Here is a 25,391-nt window from a genome sequence, read left to right on the forward strand (position 1 = left end):
TATTTTTAAGTTTGAAGTGCACCTTGAACACGATTACCCTTTTACAACCAGATGATTGGCACGCCCACCTGCGTGATGGTTTAGCCTTAGAGCGTACTGTACCTGATTTAGCTAAACAATTTGCGCGCGCAATCTGTATGCCAAATCTAGTTCCACCTGTAAAAACGGTAGAAGAAGCTTTAGCTTACCGTGAACGTATTCTAACTCACGTACCTGAAGGTCTTCATTTCGATCCGCGCATGGTACTTTACTTTACTGACTTCACCTCACCTGATGAAGTTCGTAAAATTAAAGAATCTGAATTTGTTAATGCCATCAAACTTTATCCTGCTGGCGCAACAACCAATTCGGATAATGGCGTGAGTGATATTCGTAAAGTATATGCCGTCATCGAACAATTAGAAGAACATCAAGTTCCATTACTCTTACATGGTGAAGTCACTCATAATCATGTCGATATTTTCGATCGTGAAAAACGCTTCCTTGATGAAATTTTATCTCCACTGTTAAAGCAATTTCCAAAACTAAAAGTTGTTTTAGAACATATTACAACCAGCGACGCAGCTAACTTTGTTCTTGAACAAGATCGTAATGTTGCTGCAACAATCACACCGCAACATTTACTTTTCAATCGTAATGATTTATTGGTCGGTGGTGTTAAACCGCATTTCTACTGCCTGCCAATTTTAAAACGTCAAACGCATCAAACGACGTTGTTAGAAGTTGCAACAAGTGGTAATCCAAAATTCTTCTTGGGTACTGATAGTGCACCACACTCTCAAAATGCCAAAGAAAATGCATGTGGTTGTGCAGGCTGTTATAGCGCACCAAATGCAATTGAGCTTTATGCACAAGCATTTGATCAAGTGGGTAAAATTGAACGCTTAGAAGGTTTTGCAAGCATGTTTGGTGCAGATTTCTATGGTTTACCACATAATACGTCTACAATTACTTTAGTTAAAGAAGATAATACCGTAGCTGAGTCGCTTGACTATCTTGATGGTCAAAAAATTATTCCACTTCATGCAGGTAAAACACTGCAATGGAGAAAAGTGTGACCCAAGAAGAAAACAAAGCTCCTGTCATTAGCCAGCGTTTTCGTGGATTTTTACCTGTTGTTGTCGATGTTGAAACAGCAGGTTTCAATTCGCAAACCGATGCTTTACTCGAAATTGCTTGTATTCCGATTGTCTATGATGAACATGGACAATTTGTTCCAGGTCCATCATTCCATGCACATATCAATCCATTTGAAGGCGCAAATTTAGATCGTCGGTCTTTAGATTTTATTGGTATCGATCCATCTAACCCAATGCGAATCGCAATGGCTGAAGATGAGCGAACAGCATTACGTCGTATATTTAAGTCATTGAATGAAGTTCGTAAGGCCCAGCATTGTACTCATGCGGTCTTAGTGGGTCATAATGCTCACTTTGACTTGGGTTTCTTACAAGCTGCGATTGCACGTTCTGGCACAAAAAATCAGAATCCATTTCACAGCTTTTCAGTCTTTGATACAGTGACGCTGAGTGCAGTGATGTTTGGTCAAACCGTATTAGCTCGTGCATGTATTCAAGCTGGTATTGAGTTCGATGGTAAAGAAGCGCACTCTGCTTTGTATGATACTCAGAAGACAGCTGAACTGTTTTGCTATATTTTGAACAAACTGTCTCCTCACCTTCTTGACACTTTGGTGACAGAACCCTAATATACACCCACCTCAAGAAGTCCCTATCGTCTAGAGGCCTAGGACATCGCCCTTTCACGGCGGTAACCGGGGTTCGAATCCCCGTAGGGACGCCAAATTCAAAAAAGCCACTGCATCTTTCAGACAGTGGCTTTTTTATTTTAAGTATCAAAATAAAATTTAAGATATTTTTTGCTCATTAGTATCCGTTTCAACAATAAATGCATCTGATACTAAATGTGTTTTTGGTTCAATTAAAGGTGCTTCAACGAGTTCAGCAACTTTAATAATTCCAAAATCTTTTTGTACTTGCTCTAGGTCAGGCGTTCTTTTATAACGGATCACACGATAACCAGCCTCAACAATTAATGCATCTCGGTCAGCATCTTTTTCCTCTTTGCCCTTATGTGAAGCATCATCGAGTTCAACAATCGCAACTACATTAAATTGTTTATCTAAGACAACAAAATCAGCAATTTTACGATTAAATAAATTACGTGTTGCATATCCTTTTGCTGTCATAAATGCACTAAAAGCAACTTGTGCTAAAATGATATGCTCAGGCAAAGCTTCTCGTAATCTTAAAAAGGTTGGTTGTTCATTCATTGTGATGATACGTTTACCTTTGATTGGGTTGCGCTCACCTCTACCACCTTTAGCCTTATTCGCATTCGCTAAAAAGAATAAAATGACTGCAAAAACAGCAATCAAAATAATAATCATGGTCATCTATTTCCCCTACTTATAAAAATTATTGTAAATGAAGTTATTGAAACTCTAAGCTCAAACGACTTTATCAGCAACATATTCTATATGTGTATGAGTGATTTTTTATTTTTATTCGAAATAAAAAGGACGCCGAAGCGTCCTTAAAATATTATGCTGATTTTCGAGAATTAACACGCCCTTTGACAACCGCTTTAATATTTCCTTTCGCATAATTTAAGAACACAATTAGAGGTGATAATTTTGGATTTGGTTTCTTGCCCTGACCAATCGCCTTAAATTGTGCCGCATACCAAATGATTTCCATGATTGCCATTTTATCAACAAAAGGAATTCCTGTTTTAATCTGGTTCACTGCATAACGTACATCATTGCCTGCGATTAAACGATTAGTTAAATCTGTTTCAACAGCAAGCGGTCGCGCAATACCAATGAAATCACATGCCCCACTTTCAAGTGCGGCATTCATACCAGCAACAGTACGGAAGCCGCCTGTCACCATCAATTTGCATGATACATGCTGACGAATCTTTTCAGCGAACTCAAGGAAATACGCTTCTCGTGCAATCGTACTTGCCTTACGTGACTCGGCCTTTGCTCCAGCCATTGCAGGTGCTTCATACGTACCACCAGAGATTTCAATAATATCAATCCCTGCCTCATCAATGGTTTTAAACACTGTAATCACATCATCTTCAGTGATTCCACCACGTTGGAAATCAGCAGAGTTTAATTTGACTGAAATGATAAAGTTTTCTGAGGTTGCAGCACGAACTGATTTATAAATTTCCAATAAAAACCGCGTACGATTTTCAATTGAACCACCCCATTGATCAGTACGCTTATTGGTCAATGGTGACAAAAATTGGCTGATCAAATAACCATGCGCACCATGTAACTGGACACCTTCAAATCCTGCCTTTTCACAAACGGCTGCGGCTGTTGCAAAACGTTGGATAATATCGAGGATTTCATCATGTGTTAGCTCACGCGGTGTACCAAACATGGTTGCAAGCATTGGACTAAAAGGGACAGCAGATGGTGCGACCGTTTCTTTGTTTAACCCTTTCGGGCATTGGCGTCCAGGATGAGACAACTGAATAAGTTGCACCATACCGTATTTCTTACCAACTGCTGCCCATTGTTGCAATTTAGCTAAATCACGTTCGGTTTCAATCGCAACCACACCAGGTTCATTTTTAGCAGCAATATTCACCATGACATTGCCTGTGATCGCACAGCCCAAGCCACCTTTTGCCCAAGCTTCATACAAACCAATATGCAATTCATTTGGCTGCCCTTCGTGATTGGCGAGCGCCTCACTCATTGCTCCTTTGATAATGCGATTTTTAAAAATGGTATTGCGAATTTGGATACTGTCTGCAATCTGACTCATGGTCATCCTCTGCTATAATTAGAGTATTTACTCTAATTTAATCTGATTATTGTTGGTGTCAAGATATCTTCCGATAAATTGACAATAACATATGTCAATTTAATTACAATGCTAATATTCGCTAGCAGAAATCAGCTGGCGCGTATATTCAGTTTGAGGAGATGAAAATAACAATGCCGTGTCTTGATATTCCAATACTTTGCCATGCCGCATTACCATTATTTTTTGACAAAGCGCTTTAATGACTTGTAAGTCATGACTAATAAACACATAACTCATTTTATCTTGTTGTTGTAACCGACGTAGCAGTTGAATCATAGCCCTTTGCGTCGACCGATCAAGTGCTGATGTGGGTTCATCTAAAATGATGAGTTTAGGCTGTAAAACCAAAGCTCGAGCCAATGCAACGCGCTGTCGTTGCCCACCAGAAAGTTCATGTGGATATTTATGTTTATCCTCAACAGACAATTCTACTTTTTCTAAAACTTGTTCAATTTCTAACGCGATCTGCGATTTCTCAATCGCACGCAAATTTAATCCTTCCGCAATAAGCTGCTCAACATTCATCCTTGGGTTCAAACTACTCATAGGATCCTGAAATACAATTTGTAAGTCAGTTCGGATAGAACGTAATTGATTTTGGTTTAATTGATTGAGTTGAATCTTCTCAAAATGGATTTCACCTTCACTTTTGATTAATCGTGCAATCGCTAAAGCCAAAGACGATTTTCCTGATCCACTTTCCCCTACGATTCCGAGTGCTTTTCCTTGCATAAGGTCTAAGTTGATAGAATCCACAGCGAGCTGAAAACTTTTAATTTGATTAAACAAGCCACGTTTGATTGGATATTTTACTGAGACATGGTTTAAAGCCAATAACATTTCAGTCACATCTAAACTTAGAGCATCCCCAAAATCATGCTCCAGCAAATGACGGGTATACGCAGTTTTAGGATGGGTAAAAATTTCTTCAACTGTGCCCTGCTCTGCTGTATGACCTTGATTTAAGACCAGAACATGATCGGCATATCGTTTCACCAAATTTAGATCATGGCTAATCAAAATCATGCACATTTGACGTTGCTGTTGGATTTGCTTTAACAGATCAAGAATTTGAGCTTGCAGCATCACATCCAAAGCGGTTGTCGGCTCATCAGCAATTAAAATATCTGGTGCTAATGCTAATGCCATCGCAATCATCACACGCTGGCGTTGCCCACCTGACAGCTCATGTGGATAACGTTTTAAAATTTGTTCTGCGTTTTCTATCCCAACATCTTGCAATAAACACAGTACTTTTTGTCGAGCTTCAGCTTTAGATTGACCCGCTAAGATCAAGCTTTCACCTACAATTTTTTCAACTTGATGTAATGGATTCAGTGCTGTCATCGGCTCTTGAAAAATCATCGCAATTTTTTTGCCACGTATCTGCTGTAATTGCATGCTATTCAATTGATATAAATCAGCGCCCTCAAGTTGCACTGAACCACTGATGCTCAATGTTTGAGGAAATAACCCCAACAAAGCCAACATGCTTACGGATTTACCTGAACCACTTTCACCAACAAGCGCAAGTGTTTTTGCAGGAAACAGATCAAAGCTAAGATCACTCACGAGTGGCTGTCCTAACTCTTTGCAAATACTAAGTTTTTCTACTTTCAATACAGCCTGATTATTGTCTTGGGTCAAATGCATCACGTGCAGCCTCCCCAATATAAATTAATAAAGAAAGTACCAGTGCTAAGCTAAAAAATCCTGATAGCACCAACCACGGCGCATCTAAATTATTTTTGCCTTGTAATAATAATTCACCCAATGATGCTGCATCTAGTGGTAAGCCATAACCCAAAAAATCTAATGCAGTTAAAGCCACAATATTAGCCGTCAACATAAATGGAATTTGCGATAAACTGGAACTTACTGCATTCGGTAATATATGTTTGAAAATAATTTGATGATCTCGAAGTCCTAATGCTTGTGCAGCACGCACATAATCTAAATAACGTGCACGTAAAAACTCAGCACGAACCAAGCCTACCAACTCAGTCCAGCCAAACAGCAGCATAATTACAAATAACCAATACACACTTGGACTAAAGAAGCTGACCAGAATCATCACAATGAAAAGCATGGGTAAACCGCCCCAAACTTCCAAAATACGTTGACCGATCAAATCAATCCAACCACCGTAATAACCTTGAATTGCCCCTACAATGATTCCGAATACCGTAGAACACAGCGTTAAAGCCAAACCAAATAAAAGAGAAATGCGTAAACCATACAAAATACGTGCAAAGACATCACGACCTTGGTCATCCGTGCCCAACCAATTTTGTGCCGTCGGCGGTGATGGAACAGGCACTGCCAATGATAAATTTGGTGTTTGATAGGCAAATCCAACTGGAGGAGAAATCATCCACCCCTGCGCTTGGATAAGCTGTTTAACCACAGTATCTTGATAGTCTGTCGTTGTTTCAAACTCACCACCAAAGGTCGTTTCAGGATAATCTTGAAGAATTGGAAAATAAAAAGATTGTTGATAGCGCACCAGTAATGGCTTGTCATTTGCAATCAGCTCAGCGGTAAGTGACAGGACAAAAATCACGATAAATACAATAAAACAGCCAAAACCAAGTTTGTTCTGTTTAAAACGTTGTAGTCGTCCGCGCATCAATGGTGACATCACTTTCCACCTCTTGACTCAAAATCAATCCGAGGATCAATCAATTGATAGAGTAAATCTCCAATTAATCTTAAAATGAGTCCAAACAAGGTAAAGATAAACAAGGTTCCAAAAACCACAGGATAATCCCGTTGGGTAATTGCCTCAAAACCGAGTAAACCAATCCCATCTAAATTAAAAATAATTTCAATAAACAGATTACCGACAAAGAAAAGCCCCACTAAAGTCTCGGGCAAGGATGCAACCACAATTAAAATCGCATTTCGGAAAACATGCCCATACAATACTTGATGTTCATTTAGCCCTTTTGATCGCGCAGTTAATACATAAGGCTTTTTTAATTCTTCAACAAATGAATACTTCATTAAATAAGCACGCGCAGCAAAGCTTCCCAAAACCATGCTTAAGATTGGCAAACACATATGCCATAAATAATCTTTAATTTTGGCAAAGAAACTGAGTTGAGCAAAATTTTCGGAAACCAATCCTTGTAACGGAAACCACTGTAAATAGCTCCCACCTGCGAAGAAAACAATCAGTAAAATCGCAAAAACAAAAGATGGAATGGCATAGCTCACAGCAAGTAACAACGAAGTCGATTGATCAAATAAAAACCATTATTTCTGGCTTTTTTAATTCCAAGTGGAATCGCAATCAAATAAATTAAAAAAGTACTCCATAGCCCTAAAGACAGCGTAACAGGGAGTTTTTCATAGAGCAGTTGCGTGACAGGTTTATCTTTAAAAAAGCTCGTTCCAAAATCAAAACTCAAATAACCTTTAAGCATTAACCAAAAACGTTCATGTGCGGGTCGATCAAATCCATACTGTACTTTAATTTTCTCAAGCATTTCAGGACTGAGTCCACGTGCACCTTGATACTGTGCTAAATCACTTAAATGTGCGCTATTATTCCCATCTGTACCTAAACCTTGTGCATTCTGGATTTGCTGAATGGCTTGCTCGACAGGTCCACCCGGTGCAACCTGAACAATCATAAAGTTGATCAACAAAATGAAAAATAATGTTGGGATCATCAATAACATTCTTTTCAGAATATAGTTCATCATTAAAGAGAATCCCTTATTACGTTATTTGATCGAAATTTTAGAACACTGTTCACAATCATTCTAATTAATGTTTTTGAACCGACTGATGCAACTTCTTGGCTTTCTCAGCGTCAACCCACCAATATTCCCAACCCACGGATAACTTTGGCTTAATCACAGGTTGCTGGTAAATATTCCAATAAGCAAACCAACGCTCAGGCTTTCCATAAGTCAAAATTTGGTAGTAACCGGCACGTAATAAACGATCGAGCACACGCGTATATAAAACCACTTCTTCACGACTTTTTGCAGCAACAATTTTCTCGATCATGCGATCAATCACAGGATTTTTAATCCCTGAATAATTATAGTTATTGGCTTCATCTGCCGCGACGCTTCCCCAAAACTGTGCTTGCTCCTTACCTGGCGTAAGCGTTTGAGGCATATTAAACACCATCATATCAAAATCATGTCGACGAATCCGCTCCATATATTGCGGTACATCTACCTGTCTTAGATTGACTTGGATACCAAGTCGATTCAAATTACGAACAAATGGCATCAACTCTCTTGGCTGATTTTCTTGCTGCATTAGTAGTTCAATTTGAACCAATTTACCTTGGCTATCGTATAACTGATTCTTTCGAATCTGATAGCCCGCATCTTTTAAAAGCTTTTGTGCAGTCAATAAGTTTCGACGATTAAAACCACTAGCATCAGACACAGGATAATGCCAATCCTGTACTACACCTTGCCGCATGATTGGATTGAGTTGGGCCATATAAGGCTTTAACACACTCAACTCAGCAGCACTTGGTCGACCTTTTGCGGCTAAATCCGTATTATCAAAATAGCTTTGTAAGCGACGATTTTGATTGAAAAATAGTGCCTTGTTCTGCCATTCAAAGTCGTAGGCATAAGTTAATGCCTGACGTAAATGGATGTCGTTTAGGGGGGCACGCCTAGTATTAAAGACTAAACTTTGAATATCTAAAGGCGTATGAAGATGGGCTTTATACTTTTTAATTAAACCAGATTGCACCGCAGGAAAATGATAAGCGGTCATCCAATTACGGATATTTTTCTCTTCGTATAAGGTAAATTGTCGAGACTTAAAACCTTCAAAGCTGACATCTAAATTTCGATAATACACATATTTGAGTCGATCAAAATTATAGCGACCTTTATTTACAGCCAAATCTTTTGCCCAATAATGCGGACTGCGTTTATAACTAATACTTCGTCCTGCATCAATTCGATCAATCACATAAGGCCCTGAACCCACAATTGGCTGCAAAGTCACGCGACTAAAATCTCTATTGATCCAATCTTGTTTTGAATAGATCGGCAAGCTCGCCACAATCAATGGCATTTCAACATTGTTGTCGGACTTAAAAATAAATTTGACTTGATGTTTAGATAATACTTGTGTTCTCGCCAAATCAGACAAATACATTTGCAAACCTAGATTTGCCTTGGTTTGGTAGGTATCAAAGGTAAATTTTACGTCTTCAGTTGTCAGTGGCTGACCATTATTAAAGCGCGCCTTGGGATTCAAATGAAAAATGACATACTTTAAATGATCAGGATCATAACTCACTTTTTCTGCGAGTAATGGATACATGACCCTCGGCTCATCCAAAGAGCGATCCATCAAAGTATCAAATAAATAATTCACTCCTTCTGTAGAGCTGCCTTTGCCATTCATACTATTCAAATTATCAAAAGTGCCAAGGCTCGCCTGACTCAATACCCCACCTTTAGGTGCTTGTGGATTGGCATATGGCATGACCTGTAGCTTTGCATACTTAGGCTGCACATGCATGGCGAGATATGGTGTTGTTTGTACAGCTGCACACACAATCTGAGTAAAAAAGCTTAGTCCATAAAATAGACTAAGCTTTTTATAAAGAATAGATCGAATCATAGATCAATTATAAGTTTGGTACTTTAATCACATCACCAATTCGTAACTGAGTACTTGGTTTAAAGTCATTTAATTCAGCAAGTGCACTCGTATCTAAACCAAATTTACTTGCCAAACCAATCAACGTATCACCACGCTTAACTTTGTATTCAGTTACTAATTTTGGAATCACAATACTTTGACCCAGTTGTAAGCCCGTGTTTGGACGTACGCCATTTAGATCTGCTAGCTCACGACCAGACATACCTAAACGACTCGCAATACTATTGAGCGATTCACCAGACTTAACTGTGTATTTCTCAGTGTTTTTGCTTGAAGCTGTTTTCGAAACACTTCTCGTATCATCAGCTTTAGCAGACTCATTGCTTGGTACATCACCTGACAACTTAAGCTTTTGCCCAACACGGATGCTACTGTTACGAGACAAACCATTTAAAGCAGCAACATAATCAAGTTGTAAATAATAACGACTTGCAATATTGCTCAAGGTGTCACCAGACTTTACGGTATAAATATCTGGAGCACTTTCTTCTTTCTGATTTGATTTGCTATTTGATGCTGTTTTTGCTGGCGCATCACTCGTCAATTTCAAACGCTGTCCAATACGAACACCAGAATTTCGTTCTAAACCATTCAGATCGGCCAAATCGCTTAACTGTAGATCGTATTTATTTGCAATCGCGATCAGGCTATCACCTGATTGAACGACGTAAGTTTCAGGAGTTTTAACTGTTGCAGGGATTTTCAAACTTTGTCCAAAGCGCAAACCACTGTTCACCTTGATATTATTTAAATCTGCTAACTCATCTAAAGTAATTTTTGACTGTGCCGCGATACTTGTTAATGTATCACCACGCTGTACCGTATAACTTTCTGTTTTATAGCTGGTAGAAGCTGTAACATTGTCATATTTTACTGAGGTTTTCGTGTCTGAAACGCCATCACTTTGATTCACTTCATTTACAGGCACATTAATTTTTTGTCCAACTAATAGGCTGCTTGTAGCACTTAGATTAGGAGTGAGATCAGCCAACTCTTGATTAGATAATGCATATCGATCTGCAATCAGTTTTAAGTATTCACCACGCTTCACCGTATACGTTTTAGTTGCAACTTTATTCGTCACTTTACTGTCTGTATTGCGTACAGATTGTTGTGAACCACCTTTAGGCTCTTTCAAAGTAAGCTTTTGACCTACAAATAAGCCATCCGTAACAGAAAGATTATTATAGTCTGCTAACTGTTTTAAGCTTAAATCAAAACGGGATGCTAACGTCGTCAAACTGTCTCCAGACTGCACCACATAGCTTTCTGGTTTTTCAGCAATTTTAGCAGTCTCAGGCTGTGGTTTTGCATCGTAGAGATATAAACTTGTTCCTACAAATAAAGTGCCTGTTGGATCAATTTGGTTCCACTTTGCAATGTCACGCCAGTTCACACCATTTTTTTGTGCAATAACCGCCAATGTATCTCCTGGCAGAACAACGTAAGTTGAACGTTTACCCTTCGGCGCAACGACAACGACATCGGTATCCGTTTTAATATACGGTTTACCCTGATTTCGCTTAGCGTCATCACTGTTTGCTGTAGTAGTATCTTCTACTAAATTCTTAGGATAAGCGAAGCCTTTAGTAACTTCTTGACCTTTTTCATCAGCAACAGATTGACTTGTTTGAATCGCTGTTAACTTAATTTTGCCATCAAATGGATCAACAATTTCAGTTCCTTTCGGCGCAATCGCTTTAATTTCAGCAACAACTTGGTCTTTCTCAGCTTGAGTTGCTTGTGGTTCTAAAACTTGAGCAACAGTTTCCTTTTTACCCTCTTCTTTTACGGCTGCAATAATCTCCTCACGCTCTTTACTCGAAATCGGTGGTTCAACCTTTACAGGTTGTACATTTGGCGCAGGAGTAATCGCAACAGGAATCCGCGGTGCACTTGGTACATTAGCCGCCGCTGCAAATGAAGCTAAGGCATCCGAACCTTTTGGTGTCGTGATTCGACTATTTGACGTCGTTGTCGTTGGTCGAGATGTACTCGCTGTTAAATTAGGTGGAGTCTTGGTTGATGGCGTAATTGTTTGACCTGAACTAGAGCTTGTCGTTGTTCGAATGGTTGTCGATGTACTGACATTATTGTTCATCGCTGGCGGGTTATTGTTGCTGGCTAAGAAACTACCAGAGCTAGCTTTTCCTGAACGCAACTTAGCGTCAATTGATGGACTTAAATCTGCTGGAATCAAGATACGCATCGGGCTTGTTGGATCAACCATCTCACCACGATAAGCAGGGTTCAATGCATACAACTCTGCGCGGCTCAAACCTGTTATAGAAGCAATTTGGTTAAGCGATAAAGGCGCAGACAGATTAATTTCACGAAAGTGTGGTCTATTCGCAATTGGCGGTAAGGCTACCCCATAAGCACTTGGATTTTTGATAATTTGCGCTACAGCCAAGAAACGAGGCACGTAGTTCATGGTTTCTTGTGGTAAGCGTAGTGACCAATAATCTGTTGGCAGACCTGCTGCTTTGTTGCGGTTAATCGCTTGTTGGATACGACCCGGACCTGCATTGTATGCTGCAAGTGCAAGCTCCCACGAACCAAACTGATTATATAGACTACCTAAGAATTCATAAGCGGCTCGAGTTGACTCTACGACATCACGGCGACCATCATACAAACTGGTTTGTTGTAAACCATAGATACGGCCTGTACTTGGAATAAACTGCCATAAACCAGCTGCTGCTGCGCTGCTTGTTGCAGCAGGATCATAAGAACTTTCGATGACTGGAAGCAATGCCAACTCTGTTGGCATACCACGGCGTTCAGCTTCTTTTACTGTGTGATATAAATAACGACTGGCACGCGCACTTAAACGATCTAAATACGGTTGACGAGAAATAAACCAACCACGCTGCGCTTCAATACGAGAATCCCAATGATTCAAGTCCATCTTGAATCCAACGGTCATACGTTTCCACACATCACCATGTTTAAGAACCAATAAACGATCCCCTTCTACAGCACGCATGTCCGTAGCAGAGAGTAAGTCCTCAAGTGAGTCTAAACTGCTTGCATCTAAATAACCTGATCCCATTTGCTTTGAAGATGAGGTCTTTGATGATTGTGGCGTCGATGAACAGCCCGTCGTAATTCCTAGCGCAGCTAAAGCAGAAGTAAGTACAGTAATTTTAAAAAATGATGTAGCCGATGCTTGCCACACCAATGTGGTCGATTTATACATAAAAACTTCCAGTCAACTCACGCTAGTTTATTTCTTCGATTTGCCATTGTAGTAAAGCATGTCACTTAGACAAGGCAATAATTTAACGTGATTTGCATGGAAATGTTACAAGAAATTTAAAAATATGAGTTTTGTAACGCTCAGAAACCGAATTTAGCTTTACAATACAAGTTGTCATAAGGGAGTGCTACACTTTTAAATGAGTACACTCAAATAAAACTTTGCTTTTATTCGATCGCCCTTATTCTTGTAACACAGTTCAAATTCATTTTTTAGGTTCATTTATGTCTCAAACAATCACACTTTATGTTGATGGCGCATGTAAAGGCAATCCCGGATTAGGTGGTTGGGGTGCGTATATCATTACCGAACAAGGTGAACATAAAATTTGTGGTGGTGAACCTGAGACAACCAACAATCGTATGGAACTCACTGCGGCAATCGAGGGTGTTTCATTTTGTCCAACAGATGCTCATCTGATTATTTGGACTGACTCCAACTATGTGAAACAAGGGATTACTGAATGGATTCATGGTTGGAAAAAGAAAAACTGGAAAGATGTTAAAAACCCAGACTTATGGCAAAAACTAGATGCAGTTTGTGCCAATCGAAATATTGAATGGAATTGGATCAAAGGTCACGCTGGTCATGCGGGCAATGAAATGGCTGACCAACTGGCAAATCAAGGTGCTGAACAAACGGCTCAACAAATGAAAATGACAACACAGGCTAACGCTGATACAAAAAAGCCTGAATCAGACTGGTTACTCAATGATCCTTTTGGTTTGGATATGGGAACTGAGTCTGAAGAAATCGAGGAAGAGCTAGAAGACGTGATCGCTGAAGAATCCAATGATGATGTCTCAGACGTAATTACTGAAAATGCAATACCAGCGAGCAACTCGCATCCTCATGTGGTGATAACTGAAGCAAAACTTAATCTGCAGGGTCCTCGCCAACTAATTCTAGATACTGAAACGACAGGTTTTTATTATCAAGATAGTGATCGAATTATTGAAGTTGGCGCGATTGAAATGATCAATCGCAAACTAACAGGTAGCTCGATCCATATCTATATTAACCCAGAAAAACCTGTTGGCGATTCTGTCGATGTCCACGGTATTACAGATGAATTTCTAGTTGATAAACCCAAATATGCTGAAATCGCAGATACACTTTTCGCATATTTAAAAGGCGCTGAAATCATTGCACACAATGCAACCTTCGATATGAACTTCTTAGACATGGAGTTTAAACGTGTAGGTCTGCCTTTGCTTTCAGATGTATGTGACGTTACTGATACCCTAGCCCTTGCAAAAAACAAACACCCCGGACAGAAAAACTCATTAGATGCGCTGGTGCGTCGTTATGAGATTCCTGCACGAGATCGTACTTTCCATGGTGCGTTACTCGATGCTGAAATTTTGGCAGATGTTTACCTTGCAATGACAGGTGGACAGGTTTCTTTTGACATGGATGCACTATCTGAATCAGAGGAAGGTCAAAACAAAACCTCACGCCAAAGAATCGAAGTCGATTTACCAGTGATTTATCCGAATAACGATGAAATCAACCAACATGAGACGTGGGTCAAACAATTCGAAGAAAAACATGGAAAGCCTTGCTTTTTTGCAAAATAAATTTCCCAATCCATGTGTTTTTTTGTATCTCAAGTTTTAAAACTTACGTTATATTAACTATTAAAGATTTAAGCCTCCTCTAATTAGGAGGCTCATGGATATAACAACTTAGGAAAGGTGTAGGTCACATGTCTTACCAAACCTCGATTCATTTCGACCCAACGGCATTACTAATAATAAAAAATGAGATCGACAACTCGATTAAATTAGTAGAGACAGCAGTTAATACGCTTGCCGAAGAACAAGCCCTCCCTTTTGGTATTGATGATGCACTCAATCAATTCGAGCAATGTACACAAGTTCTTGCCTTGATTGATATGCCACATCTCTCGCAAATTACCCAATACTCAGCTGAGCTCATGAGAAAAATCATGGCTCAACCAGAGCAAATTAATACTGGTGATGTTGTTGCTTTAAGTGAAGGCACAACAATGTTAAAGCGTTACATTGAGTTTATTTGTCTTCGTGAAGTTAAAGTTCCACAATTCTTACTCGATACGCTGAACCGCTTAGAAAAAGCTTTGGGCAAACCAATTACGCAAGAAGGTCAAAGCATCCAACCACTACTGGACTGCATCACCCCGAACTTCAATCTGCCTCAATCTCCAAGCCTTGAGCAATCACAATACATTCACCAACTCTATAAACTATGTTTGAACAAGTTGATCAAACAAGCTGAATCACCTTTAGATTTACAAGGTATTAAACTGGTTGCAGTGTACATGGCAGGTCTGGCGGCTGATTTACCTAGCCAACAATATTGGCAACTTGTCAGCGTTGGTCTAGGTCATATTGAAGATTTATTAATTACTGAAGCACGTCTGCGCACTTTAATTAAAATTGAAACTAATATTGGTCAATTCTTGGCTCAGCCTACGGCATTCCAAAGTAACCTTGTTGATCTTGCAGACATTCTAAGTATTTGTATCAGCCAAGAAGATGATTTATCACAACATATTCGTGAACAATTGAATATCGGCGATGAACTATTGAGCGATACGCAACTACAAGTTTTGAGTCGCCATCTATATGGTCCTGATTACGAAACTATTCATACAATTAGCCAGCTAATGACCAATGAAATGGCTCAAATTCGTAATGAAATTGAATACAATCACCAAAACATGTCAGCTGAGAAAACACAGGAATTACAAGAAAAGCTCAAACAGCTTTCAAATGTGTTCAAAGTGCTCAACCTGAATGAAGCAGCGAATGAACTCACTCAGCAAGCAGAAAAGTTAAGTCAGCCAAATACGCTTACTGATGCAACCTCTGTTCAACAATTGATGAATAGTATTCTTGCTTCAATGAACTCTATTGGTATTTTAGAGCGCAACTACACCTCTAGTCGTTTACAGCTGCGTGTAAATAATATGCAGATTTCTCTAGATCGACTAGATGAAGCACATAAAGCACTATTAACTGAAACGAAGACGTTGATTGAAACATTAACCCAAACACTCAGTTTATACGTTCAAGATCCAGCAGCGCATAGTTTAGAATCACTGCCAGAATATTTTAATCAATTGGCTGGTGCTGCGTTATTCTTAGGTAGTTCTGCCCAACAGACTGCATTATTAGGTGCTGCACATTTTGCTCAATACCGTCTTTCACAAAATGAAGGATTCGATGCTGAGCAAATCAATTGTATGCTAAATGTTGTTGCTGGCTTAGATTTACTCGTTGATAACTTGAAGAACAAGCAACCAGTATTGCAATCTATGTTTGATGTGGCATTATCAAACAGTCAACAATTACAAAGCGTAGCGGCATAATGACTCAACTATCACTTGCTTATATTTTTCAACATCAAAAACTGTTAGTAGACGAAAAATTTCAACTACCACAAGTCGAAAAAATAGCAAGTGACCTTCCCATACATCATAGCGATCAAGTGATTGCTCGTGATTTGCTAGAAGGTGAAATCATTCCTGATGGGTATCAACTCGTACCCATCCGCGAACTGATTCAAACATGGTCAAATACAGAGTTTTTACAAGCGAGCCGAGCAATTCAATTGCTTGAATGGCGTCGCAATCATAAATTCTGTAGCCATTGTGGTCATGCTACTGAAATCCACCCGCGTGAATATGCCATGATCTGCCCTGCTTGTGCATATCATCAATATCCGCGTGTACAGCCTTGCATTATTACGATCATTACCAAAGGCGATGATGAAATCTTGCTGGCTAAGTCTGCACACAACAAAAGCAATATGTACGGCTTAATTGCTGGATTTGTGGAAGTAGGTGAAACTTTAGAAGAAGCAGTGCAACGCGAAGCATTCGAAGAGGTTGGATTAAAACTCAAAAATGTTCGCTATCTATCAAGCCAACCTTGGCCTTTTCCAAGCAATTTAATGATCGCCTTTCATGCTGAATATGAATCTGGAGATATTGAATTGCAACTTGAAGAAATTAGCGATGCACAATTCTTTAAAATTGATCAACTACCAGAAATTCCATTCAAAGGCAGTATCGCACATGCCATGATTACGAAAATGGTAGAAAATAAAAAAGCATCTTAAATAAGATGCTTTTTTTTAATCTAATCTTCTAATGCTTCTTCTAAAAAATGCAGAATAGTGCGCTTCGTTTTAAAGTAATGACTTACAAAGCTCGCTAGAGTTGCAACGATGGTAATATGTCCTGTTTTTGGAATCACCATGACATGACTATGATTACCCTTTTCTCTTAACGCTTTATCAAGATCAAAACTATTGTGATTACCCACCAACTGATCATTTTCAGCCATTAATAAATAATGCTTAATCTTATTCGGATTTACAAAATAATATGGCATCACTTGCTGATAAGGAATGTGTTGATCAAATGCATGTTCAGACAGTGGATCATCTTTATAATCAAAGTGATAAGGCCCAGCTAAGCCAACGATTGCCTTAATATTATCTGTATATTTAAATGGCTGAGATTGTGCTGAATACACAACCGACATGACATTAAAAGCACCTGCCGAGTGCCCCATCAAGATAATATTCTCAGTCGAAATATTAAGCTTTTTCTGATTTTGATTTAAATAATGTATCGCTTGGGATAAATCATCAATGAATGCAGGAAAAATATTTTCTGGTGCAAGTTGATAATTAATGACGGCAACATCAAAGCCTTCGCGAGCGAATGACTCCCCAATAAACAAATAGTCTCTTTTATTGCCATGTTGCCATGAACCACCATGTACAAAAATAATCAGTGGTCTTTGCTTCTTCGGGTTCTTAGTACGATAAAGATCAAGACGATTTCTTGCTTTTAATCCATATGCAAGATGCTCTTCCTTTTCGTAAGTATCTTTGGGTGTTAGATAATTGATTGAATAACTTGCTAAATCATACAGGCGAAATTCCTGATAGAAATTTTTCGCCCGTATAACATTTTCTTGTACTTGTTGAATAAGTTGCTTCATAAATTAAGGTGTGGTCGGAGTAATAGTCGCAGGTTCAGCCTGATCAGGATCAATCGCAACTGGAGTCTCAACTAAAGGTTGTGTCGATGCAGTTCCCACCATAGGTGTTGCAGCTGTCGAACTCGCCATAGTTCCAGAAGACTGATCAATGTTATCAATCAGTGTAACAATTTTACTCACATTACCAACTTTTTGTAAGACATCATCTAAATCTCTTATTTCAGCAGTATTTAGACGACCCATCACATAAAGCACGCCATTTTCAGTATGAACAAGCACTTTACTATCAGAAACAACGGGCGCTTTCATCAACAAACCACGTGTATTCGCAGTCACTGTTGCATCTTGCATAATCGTGTTATAGCCAACTTTGTCGCCAACTGTAATGTAGTTATGGACTGCTTTGACATCACTCATCGCACGAACATTATCTTCAGCCAACTGTTTTAAATACGGATCAGGCACCTGACCTGTCAGCAACACATTGCTATGAAAACTTTCGATATTGATTCGAGATTGTTTAAAACGATGATCTAATTTATACAAATTAATGTTCGCAGTACGCTTAATCGAGGAGTCAATAAAAACCTGCCCTAGACTACGCTCTCCGCTGTTGGTTCCCACAGGAGAAGTCCCTGTACCACCTGAAATAAAACTCGCACATCCCGATAAACTTGCAGCGCAAAGTAACGTAATCGTTAAACGTTTCAACACTTGGCAAGACTCCCTATCTACAAACTTGTTCAATCTTGGGCATTTATCTTAAAAAAGTTCAGATATTGACTTCATCTAAAGTAAACGCATGTTCAATCCATTGCTGATCATACTTCAATTTTGAAAAGTCTGGTTGTACTGTTTTTGCAATTTTCTGTGGAAAATCAAAACAAATCACATCAAAACGGCAATCATAATCATAATAATCAGGGTTTTCTTGTAAAAAGAGTTGTGCTGTTTTTATGATTTTACGTCTCTGAGAAGACGTTATAACCTCACACGCCGCTGCATAACTTCCTGCGGACCTTGCCTTTACCTCAACAAAGATCAGCTCATTTTTTCGTTTTACAATTAAGTCAATTTCACCATATCGGGAATGATAATTTCGGCTTATATATTCACATTGATGTGTTTGTAAAAAAGTCAGGGCGCATTGTTCCGCCCATTGCCCTAGCTCATTTTTCTTTTTCTGCATAATGCTTTAACTTAGTTTGAGAGTCTGAATACCATTTTTCTGCTGTTGATAACATGCTGGCTGACGGCGTATTTTAGTATTGTTGATTTCTATTAGCCCTGTGCGACCTGAAAATGAAAAATGCTCATCATCTGAATGTTTAAGGAATTGTTCCGTAATCGTCCACGCATCTCCGCCAAATGCCAGTAAGCGCTGAAATGCCATATTTTCTGGTTGCTCTTTATATGCTTCGATCAAATCGGCCCATTGTCCATTATACAACGCTGGCGTATCGCAAAAACTCAAACCTAACGGGATTGACCGTCCTTGTTCAATGCTAATCGGGGTCGCGTAAATATTTCGCTCGGGTAATTGCCCTAACTGCTCTATCCAATTGTGATTGCCTAATAGCAGCAAACCTTCTTTTCTAGATAATTTTTTAGGTTGTTCATTGATAAACTCAATACCATCACCGAACTCTGTCATCAATGCCATCATAAAAAGTTCAGTTGCAGACTCTAAACCAGACTGACGTAAAACATATAATTTCTTAATTTTATCTTTCTTGAGCAATCGATTGAGCGTAGCCGCATCATCCTGTTTGGCTAAACTAAATTGCCACATATGATTAGCTTCTTTGTTAACATCATTGAGCGCCAAAACAGGAACTTTAGGACTCAATTCCATCATTTGTTCAATATGCGGTCTAGCCAATGGTCCAACAATTAATTTTGTCTTATTGTTCGTTTTTTTCTTGATAATGCTATCCATACTATTAGTTGTGGAATCAACAAAAATCAGCTTTTCTTTGCTACCAGATGCTGTATAAGCACTCAAGAAACCACGTTTGATGCTGTCACCAGCTCGCGCCATTGCACCAGATTCGGGTAGAATCACCAAGACGTCCGCATAAGTTGGACTGATAGATGCTGCCAAACACAGTAGCAACCAATATTTTTTCAAGTACATTATGGAGTTACCTTATATGAGTGCTCAATTATTTGTTGTAGCAACCCCGATTGGGCACTTAGATGACATGACCTTTCGTGCAATTGATATTTTAAAGTCGGTTTCGGTAGTTGCCGCAGAAGACACTCGTCAGTCTGCTCAGTTATTTAAGCACTATAATATCTCAACTCCGTTAACAGCGTGTCATGATCACAACGAAAGTAACAAAATTGATCAACTTCTCCAAAAAATGCTAAATGGTGAAAATGTTGCATTAATTAGTGATGCGGGTACACCGCTAATCAGCGACCCCGGTTTTAAGTTAGTTCGCGCAGCACAACAACATGGGATTCGAGTGATTCCTGTACCAGGCGCATGTGCTGCAATTGCTGCGTTAAGTGCTGTAGGTTTACCAAGTGATCGTTTTAGCTTTGAAGGCTTTTTACCATCTAAAGCATCTCAACGTATTGGCCAACTCGAAAAACTGAAAGATGAAACTCAAACATTGATTTTCTACGAAGCACCGCATCGTATCTTGGCTTGTATTCAAGATATGGTTCAAGTTTTTGGTGAAGACCGCCCTGTTGGTTTTGCTCGTGAAATCACAAAGACCTTTGAGACCATCAAAAAGATGACGCTAAAAGAGTTAGTAACTTTTATTGAAAATGATCACAATCAAGAAAAAGGTGAAATTGTAGTTGTGGTTGGTGGTGCATCTGCTGAAAAAGACTTGGAGCAAGATAAGCTGGATGAATTGTTAAAGCGCTTATTACAAGATTTATCAGTAAAAGCCGCGTCGCAATTGGCTGCTGATTTGACTGGTATTAAAAAGAAAGTAGCATATCAGCGTGCTTTGGAATTAACGCAAAACGATAATTAAAACACCATAAGAGACTCTTTAAATTGCAATAGAGCTTCCGCCAACCTTAGGCCCACACGAAGGTAGAGAACTTGAGTTACTACTTTCAGGTGAAAAGCCTATTGCCCTTTTTTATGAGGAAGTTCCAGATGAGTTCTTATCCCATTTAAATTCAGACAATTTAAAAAAGATTATGAAGACATTCCCAACACAACATGCGAATAAAACTATAACGTTTTGTTTAATTTATAAGAATGCTCCAAAATCTCATCTTAATGAATTGCTATCGATACTAGAGCAGTCTTTATTACAAAAAGGTTTTCAACCCACAATCGAACGCAGAATCGGTCAGTTATTGGGTTATAGAAAAATTGATATTGAATACTACCTAAATCATATCGCACGGAGACTCCAGTAATTTTTTCAACGTTGCTAAGCTTTTGACATAAGCTTACTTTGATCAATTTTTCTTTCAGCTCTCGCCTGTTTAATCACACTCAAACCTGAAGAAACACCCAAATAAGCAATAATAAAAGCAACCAATAAATCAGGGAACATTGTTCCAGTACCAAACACTCCAACGGCAGCAATAATGACTGCAATATTCGCAATCGCATCATTACGACTGCATAGCCACACCGAACGCATGTTTGAATCACCATCACGGAAAGCATAAAGCAACAATGCCACGCTGACATTTACAATCAATGCAAGAACTCCAATAGCTCCCATCAACATCGGTTCAGGTGTTAAACCTAACCACCATGACCAGATCACTTTTGCAATCACAAACACACCAAATGCGGTCATGGTAATTCCTTTTAGCAAAGCTGCTGTTGCTCTCCAATACAGCGTCATCGACAAAACAGCCAAAGAAATAGCATAGTTGGCTGCATCCCCAGCAAAATCGAGTGCATCTGCCCATAAGGATACTGACCGTGCATGAGATCCCCCGATCATTTCTACGAAGAACATTGCGGCATTAAGAACCAAAGCGATCCACAATGCCTTTCTAAATTTCGGACTAATCTTTTGTGTTGGTGCAGTCGTTGTATTGCATCCACATCCCGCCATGACTTTTCTCACATTATCTTTTATAGTCATTAAAAACCCTTGAGTAACTCCAGAGTCAAGTATGATTAATTTTACAATTGGGCAACTCGCTAAAAAATCAGGCGTTTCTGTTGATACCATTCGATATTATGAAAAAATTGGATTATTAGAAAAGGCAAAGCGAACAGAAGGAAATTATCGTTATTATTCTGAGCAAATGCTTTCAGAATTATTATTTCTAAAACATTGTCGTGAATTGGGCATTACTTTACAGGATATTCAAAAGCTCAAAGATTTAGCAGAAAACCCAAGTCAAACCTGTATTGAAGTCGATCAACTTGTTGATCAATATCTCAAAGATGTTGCTCAAAAAATTAAAAATCTTCAACATCTACAGCAAGACCTAACTCATCTTAAACAGCAATGTTCTCAACACAGAACGATTGAGCAATGTGGCATTCTCAAAGAATTACATCAACCACATGAATGTGAACATGAATCACATCAGCAAAAAAAAGCACCACAATCGTGATGCTTTTTTGATGTCTTTATTCGACATTTGACTTAATCTTGATGTTCATCTGGTGGCACTTCGGTAATGCGTCCACCGCGCGCAAGAAATGCAGCCACTTCATCTTCTAAAGCTTGACGTTGTTTCTGCTTTGCAGTCACGGTTAATGTCTCAGCTTCAGCAAGATCAGCGTCATTCGCACTAGACTCTTCATTATCTGCACCACTTTCGGCTGCTTTCGCCTCTTCATCGTCTACAGCAGAATCTTCTGTATTTTCGTCGTAATCATTCATTTCCGTCATATTACTCTCCCCACAATGACTAAATTCTCATCATCGCTATTTGGTCATCAGAACTTGGTGAAATTTAGCAAGCTCTTCTCATTTCGCAAAGCATAATGTTTGTTAAATCGTATTTTTTACGACCAAATTCACTCTGATTTATAAATGATTGTTTAAAAAATATCTACTATTTTTTAGCAAGCGTAACGTGTCTGCTTCAATGCACCTAAGCCATTCGCCTGTTGCATAAAACGATCCTTAAACCAATCGAACTGTTCAACCTGTTTTAAGCCAAAATTTCTTGCCCATACAAATGGAAATAATTCCGAGCTTTCCAACCAGCCAATCGCCGACATACTGTGCATCATCGCATCATTTTGACCTTTACGCTGATGCTCATAACGCAACAAAGTTTGCTCGTTAGCCCACACTCCACGTTGTAAATCGTGCAGTAATACATCACACAACACAGCAGCATCGAGACAACCAATATTCACGCCTTGTCCAGCTAAAGGATGAATCACATGTGCAGCATCACCAATCAATGCCAAGCCTGATTTAATATAGCGTTGCGCCGCGCGTGCTTTAAGTGGAAATTGCGCTCTAGAGCGAACATCAACAACTTCACCTAGCATTTGTAAGCTTTCCTGAGTGAGCAATCGCATAAAATCTTGATCAGTTAGTGCTGAATACTCATCAGCATAATCATCAGGTAAAGTCCAGACAATCGACTGCCAATAACCATTTTCCTGTGCATCCAGACTCGCCATTGGTAAATACGCCAATGGGCCTGTAGGGAGGAAAATTTGACGAGCGACATATTGATTGGGTTGCGACGTTTTGATCGCGCAACTGATCGCGGCTTGTTTATAATCCAACACATCGAGATCAATATACGCCTGCTCACGTACAAATGAGTTCGCGCCATCCGCACCAATCAATAACTTGGTTTTAAGAATTGTGCCATCAGCAAGTTGAATCGACCAACCTTGTGGAATTTGCTCAATACGAATGACTTTGACTTGGGTGCGATAGTCTTTAAGTTGTTGCAGCATTTTTTGCTGAATCGCTACATTCAAGACACTTGGCTCGACCATTGAACCTAGAGCCTGATCTGATTGAGGTTGCTGTTCTGAGGCATGGCCAAAATTGATTTCACCATAACCATTTTTGTTCCAGACTTGCATACCTGAATAGGGCATTTGGCGGGCTAAATCATTCCAGACATCAACTGTTTTCAATAAATGAATGGTCGCCTGACTCAGTGCCAATACACGCGGATTCATCACAGCTAAAGTTTTCTCTTGATCTAACACAGGTGCAGCATCCAATACTGTCGCTTGAACGCCACTCTGAGCAAGCAGTAATGCCGTTAGACCACCGACCAAGCCACCACCAACGATCACAACATCTAACATTTCACTCATGCTTTTAGTCCCATCGCATAGTTGGCAACCAAAGGCTTAATTCCAGGGATCACATCAAATGCAATCAACCCAGTATTTCGTAATAATTTTAGAATTGGATTCTGATTACTAAAACCACGTACCACAGAATCACAGAACTTAATCACACGTTGTTGATCAGTTAAACGTGCTTGTTCATAAGCGAGTAAATTATCTGGGTTGCCAATATCATCTGATTTCGCCAATTGCTCCATCAAATAACGCACCAATACATCTGCATCACGTAAGCATAAATTGAAGCCTTGCCCCGCAACTGGGTGAATGGTATGTGCCGCATTCCCCATTAGCACCACGCGCCCTACTGCTTGCTTAGCAGCTAAGACTTGAGACAATGGATAGCTAAAGCGCTTGCCTGTTTTTTCAAACTTTCCTGCACGATCACCATAAGTTTCCTGTAAAGCATCAAGGAAATGTTGATCATTTTCTTCACCTAACCATTCTGCCTCAGTGCCTTTTTTCACAGGCCACACCACTGAACGGCGGTATTCACCCGGCAACGGCAACAGTGCTAACGGTCCCAACGCACTAAAGCGCTCAAAACCAACGTGCTGATGGGGTTTAGAGGTTTGTACAGTAGTGACGATGGCGACTTGGTCATAATCATGCTCATCTACACCGACACCAATCGCTTGGCGACAGAATGAATCACGACCATCGGCAGCAATGACCAATTTAGACTTTAGGGAGTGAATATATTCACCATTACGCATGGCTTCAATGTGTACCGCATCAACATCTTGTATCAATGAGGTGACTTGTACACCATCAATTAATTCAATCAACGGTTGTTGGCGAACTTGAGTGAGCAAAACACGACCAAGCCAAGCATTTTCAATTACTTGACCAAAGCTTTCAACTTTTTCTTGCTCTGCGACAAGTCGTGCTTTACCAAAGCTACCCTGCTCTGTGATATGTACTTGCAGAATTGGGGTGGCATGTTGTTGTAAGGCTTCCCACAAACCTAATTTTTGGTAAATCTGTACGCTACGGCGTGACAATGCGGTGTTACGCGCATCAAAACTGGAATGATAAGGGGCAACATTTTCATCATCATAGTTTGGATATTTCACAGCTTCTAATAGCTTTACTGCGATATTAGATTTTGCCAACATTAGAGCAAGGCTGAGTCCAACCATACCTCCACCGACAATGATGACTTGTTGCTGCATAATATTATTCCTTATCAGTTTTTCATGACTTGATGTTTGTATACTATATTACTCTAACTTAAATCAGGATGGGAATTTGTACTTTGTTTGGTCTGTGTTTTTTAAAAGTTATTTGAAAATATTCAACCACACATAACATTTGGTGATTTTCCTCATAAATTAAAG

The 25,391-nt window shown here is 39.4% G+C and carries 22 protein-coding genes, 1 tRNA gene and 1 pseudogene; 9 read left to right on the forward strand and 15 right to left on the reverse strand.

From position 1 onward, the window contains the following. Window positions 1-23 precede the first annotated feature (23 nt). The 3 genes from pyrC to ACT4_RS15000 all read left to right on the forward strand — a co-directional run bounded on the left by pyrC (window position 24) and on the right by ACT4_RS15000 (window position 1,803). Window positions 24-1,058, forward strand: coding sequence for a dihydroorotase (gene pyrC, locus ACT4_RS14990; RefSeq protein WP_007483553.1), 1,035 nt, complete (start codon window positions 24-26; stop codon window positions 1,056-1,058). After that, entirely contained in the window at window positions 1,043-1,708 is a 666-nt protein-coding gene (gene rnt / locus ACT4_RS14995; protein ID WP_034605287.1) for a ribonuclease T, read from the forward strand. The genes pyrC and rnt overlap by 16 nt, the downstream gene beginning before the upstream one ends. Window positions 1,709-1,727: 19 nt before the next feature. Continuing rightward, window positions 1,728-1,803, forward strand: a tRNA-Glu gene (locus ACT4_RS15000). Between the two features lie 64 nt (window positions 1,804-1,867). On the opposite strand, the gene ACT4_RS15005 is transcribed toward ACT4_RS15000, so the two are convergent. The 7 genes and pseudogenes from ACT4_RS15005 to ACT4_RS15035 form a co-directional block, all read right to left on the reverse strand. After that, window positions 1,868-2,416 carry a DUF2726 domain-containing protein gene (locus tag ACT4_RS15005; RefSeq protein WP_007483558.1) on the reverse strand — a complete coding sequence of 183 codons (549 nt, stop codon included), beginning with the start codon at window positions 2,414-2,416 and terminating at the stop codon, window positions 1,868-1,870. 148 nt (window positions 2,417-2,564) lie between these two features. Then, window positions 2,565-3,809: an NADH:flavin oxidoreductase/NADH oxidase family protein gene (locus tag ACT4_RS15010; RefSeq protein ID WP_007483560.1), complete on the reverse strand. Its 1,245-nt coding sequence runs from the start codon at window positions 3,807-3,809 to the stop codon at window positions 2,565-2,567. 111 nt (window positions 3,810-3,920) lie between these two features. After that, window positions 3,921-5,504: a dipeptide ABC transporter ATP-binding protein gene (locus ACT4_RS15015; RefSeq protein ID WP_007483562.1), complete on the reverse strand. Its 1,584-nt coding sequence runs from the start codon at window positions 5,502-5,504 to the stop codon at window positions 3,921-3,923. Further along, window positions 5,482-6,492, reverse strand: a complete 1,011-nt coding sequence (locus ACT4_RS15020) for an ABC transporter permease (protein ID WP_007483564.1) — start codon at window positions 6,490-6,492, stop codon at window positions 5,482-5,484. The genes ACT4_RS15015 and ACT4_RS15020 overlap by 23 nt, the downstream gene beginning before the upstream one ends. Beyond that, window positions 6,492-7,561 (reverse strand): annotated as a pseudogene (gene yejB / locus ACT4_RS15025) (microcin C ABC transporter permease YejB). Before yejB ends, ACT4_RS15020 begins: the two are co-directional and overlap by 1 nt. A gap of 64 nt (window positions 7,562-7,625) precedes the next feature. Then, complete coding sequence (locus ACT4_RS15030) at window positions 7,626-9,467, reverse strand: extracellular solute-binding protein (protein WP_007483571.1); 1,842 nt, start codon at window positions 9,465-9,467, stop codon at window positions 7,626-7,628. Window positions 9,468-9,474: 7 nt separating this feature from the next. Then, window positions 9,475-12,711 (reverse strand): LysM peptidoglycan-binding domain-containing protein, encoded by a 3,237-nt coding sequence (locus ACT4_RS15035; protein WP_007483572.1) that lies wholly within the window; start codon window positions 12,709-12,711, stop codon window positions 9,475-9,477. Window positions 12,712-12,995: 284 nt separating this feature from the next. On the opposite strand from ACT4_RS15035, the gene dnaQ reads away from it, so the two are divergent. The 3 genes from dnaQ to nudC all read left to right on the forward strand — a co-directional run bounded on the left by dnaQ (window position 12,996) and on the right by nudC (window position 16,878). Next, a complete protein-coding gene (gene dnaQ / locus ACT4_RS15040; protein WP_007483574.1) occupies window positions 12,996-14,351 on the forward strand; it encodes a DNA polymerase III subunit epsilon in 1,356 nt (451 codons plus the stop codon). A gap of 128 nt (window positions 14,352-14,479) precedes the next feature. Continuing rightward, window positions 14,480-16,126 carry a hypothetical protein gene (locus ACT4_RS15045; protein WP_007483575.1) on the forward strand — a complete coding sequence of 549 codons (1,647 nt, stop codon included), beginning with the start codon at window positions 14,480-14,482 and terminating at the stop codon, window positions 16,124-16,126. After that, window positions 16,126-16,878, forward strand: a complete 753-nt coding sequence (gene nudC / locus ACT4_RS15050; protein ID WP_007483577.1) for an NAD(+) diphosphatase — start codon at window positions 16,126-16,128, stop codon at window positions 16,876-16,878. Before ACT4_RS15045 ends, nudC begins: the two co-directional genes overlap by 1 nt. Before the next feature lie 20 nt (window positions 16,879-16,898). Here the strand turns inward: nudC and ACT4_RS15055 are convergent, their stop codons facing one another. The 4 genes from ACT4_RS15055 to ACT4_RS15070 are packed head-to-tail and all read right to left on the reverse strand — an operon-like array spanning window position 16,899 to window position 19,908. Continuing rightward, entirely contained in the window at window positions 16,899-17,771 is an 873-nt protein-coding gene (locus ACT4_RS15055; RefSeq protein WP_007483578.1) for an alpha/beta hydrolase, read from the reverse strand. A gap of 3 nt (window positions 17,772-17,774) precedes the next feature. Further along, complete coding sequence (locus tag ACT4_RS15060) at window positions 17,775-18,485, reverse strand: BON domain-containing protein (RefSeq protein WP_004880814.1); 711 nt, start codon at window positions 18,483-18,485, stop codon at window positions 17,775-17,777. Window positions 18,486-18,543: 58 nt separating this feature from the next. Further along, window positions 18,544-18,960 (reverse strand): YraN family protein, encoded by a 417-nt coding sequence (locus tag ACT4_RS15065; RefSeq protein ID WP_007483580.1) that lies wholly within the window; start codon window positions 18,958-18,960, stop codon window positions 18,544-18,546. A 6-nt stretch (window positions 18,961-18,966) separates the two neighbouring features. Next, complete coding sequence (locus tag ACT4_RS15070; protein ID WP_007483581.1) at window positions 18,967-19,908, reverse strand: penicillin-binding protein activator; 942 nt, start codon at window positions 19,906-19,908, stop codon at window positions 18,967-18,969. A gap of 16 nt (window positions 19,909-19,924) precedes the next feature. Between ACT4_RS15070 and rsmI the strand changes: the two genes are divergently transcribed. Both rsmI and ACT4_RS17575 read left to right on the forward strand, forming a co-directional pair. Continuing rightward, window positions 19,925-20,767: a 16S rRNA (cytidine(1402)-2'-O)-methyltransferase gene (gene rsmI / locus ACT4_RS15075; protein ID WP_004880821.1), complete on the forward strand. Its 843-nt coding sequence runs from the start codon at window positions 19,925-19,927 to the stop codon at window positions 20,765-20,767. Window positions 20,768-20,789: 22 nt separating this feature from the next. Further along, window positions 20,790-21,164, forward strand: coding sequence for a hypothetical protein (locus ACT4_RS17575; RefSeq protein WP_061392856.1), 375 nt, complete (start codon window positions 20,790-20,792; stop codon window positions 21,162-21,164). A gap of 14 nt (window positions 21,165-21,178) precedes the next feature. Here the strand turns inward: ACT4_RS17575 and ACT4_RS15080 are convergent, their stop codons facing one another. Next, window positions 21,179-21,820: a cation transporter gene (locus ACT4_RS15080; protein ID WP_023012433.1), complete on the reverse strand. Its 642-nt coding sequence runs from the start codon at window positions 21,818-21,820 to the stop codon at window positions 21,179-21,181. A 61-nt stretch (window positions 21,821-21,881) separates the two neighbouring features. Here ACT4_RS15080 and ACT4_RS15085 point away from each other — a divergent pair, with 61 nt between their 5' ends. After that, the gene (locus ACT4_RS15085; RefSeq protein WP_007483587.1) at window positions 21,882-22,331 is read left to right on the forward strand and encodes a MerR family transcriptional regulator; all 450 of its coding nucleotides are present in this window, start codon (window positions 21,882-21,884) and stop codon (window positions 22,329-22,331) included. 32 nt (window positions 22,332-22,363) lie between these two features. Here ACT4_RS15085 and ACT4_RS15090 read toward each other — a convergent pair whose 3' ends face one another. The 3 genes from ACT4_RS15090 to ubiH all read right to left on the reverse strand — a co-directional run bounded on the left by ACT4_RS15090 (window position 22,364) and on the right by ubiH (window position 25,226). Further along, a complete protein-coding gene (locus tag ACT4_RS15090; RefSeq protein ID WP_004880831.1) occupies window positions 22,364-22,612 on the reverse strand; it encodes a hypothetical protein in 249 nt (82 codons plus the stop codon). A gap of 173 nt (window positions 22,613-22,785) precedes the next feature. Further along, a complete protein-coding gene (locus ACT4_RS15095) occupies window positions 22,786-24,018 on the reverse strand; it encodes an FAD-dependent monooxygenase (RefSeq protein ID WP_007483588.1) in 1,233 nt (410 codons plus the stop codon). Continuing rightward, the gene (ubiH, locus tag ACT4_RS15100) at window positions 24,015-25,226 is read right to left on the reverse strand and encodes a 2-octaprenyl-6-methoxyphenyl hydroxylase (RefSeq protein ID WP_007483589.1); all 1,212 of its coding nucleotides are present in this window, start codon (window positions 25,224-25,226) and stop codon (window positions 24,015-24,017) included. Before ubiH ends, ACT4_RS15095 begins: the two co-directional genes overlap by 4 nt. Between the last annotated feature and the right edge of the window lie 165 nt (window positions 25,227-25,391).

The sequence above is a fragment of the Acinetobacter sp. NBRC 100985 genome (assembly GCF_000241225.1).
Taxonomy (GTDB): Bacteria; Pseudomonadota; Gammaproteobacteria; order Pseudomonadales; family Moraxellaceae; genus Acinetobacter; species Acinetobacter venetianus.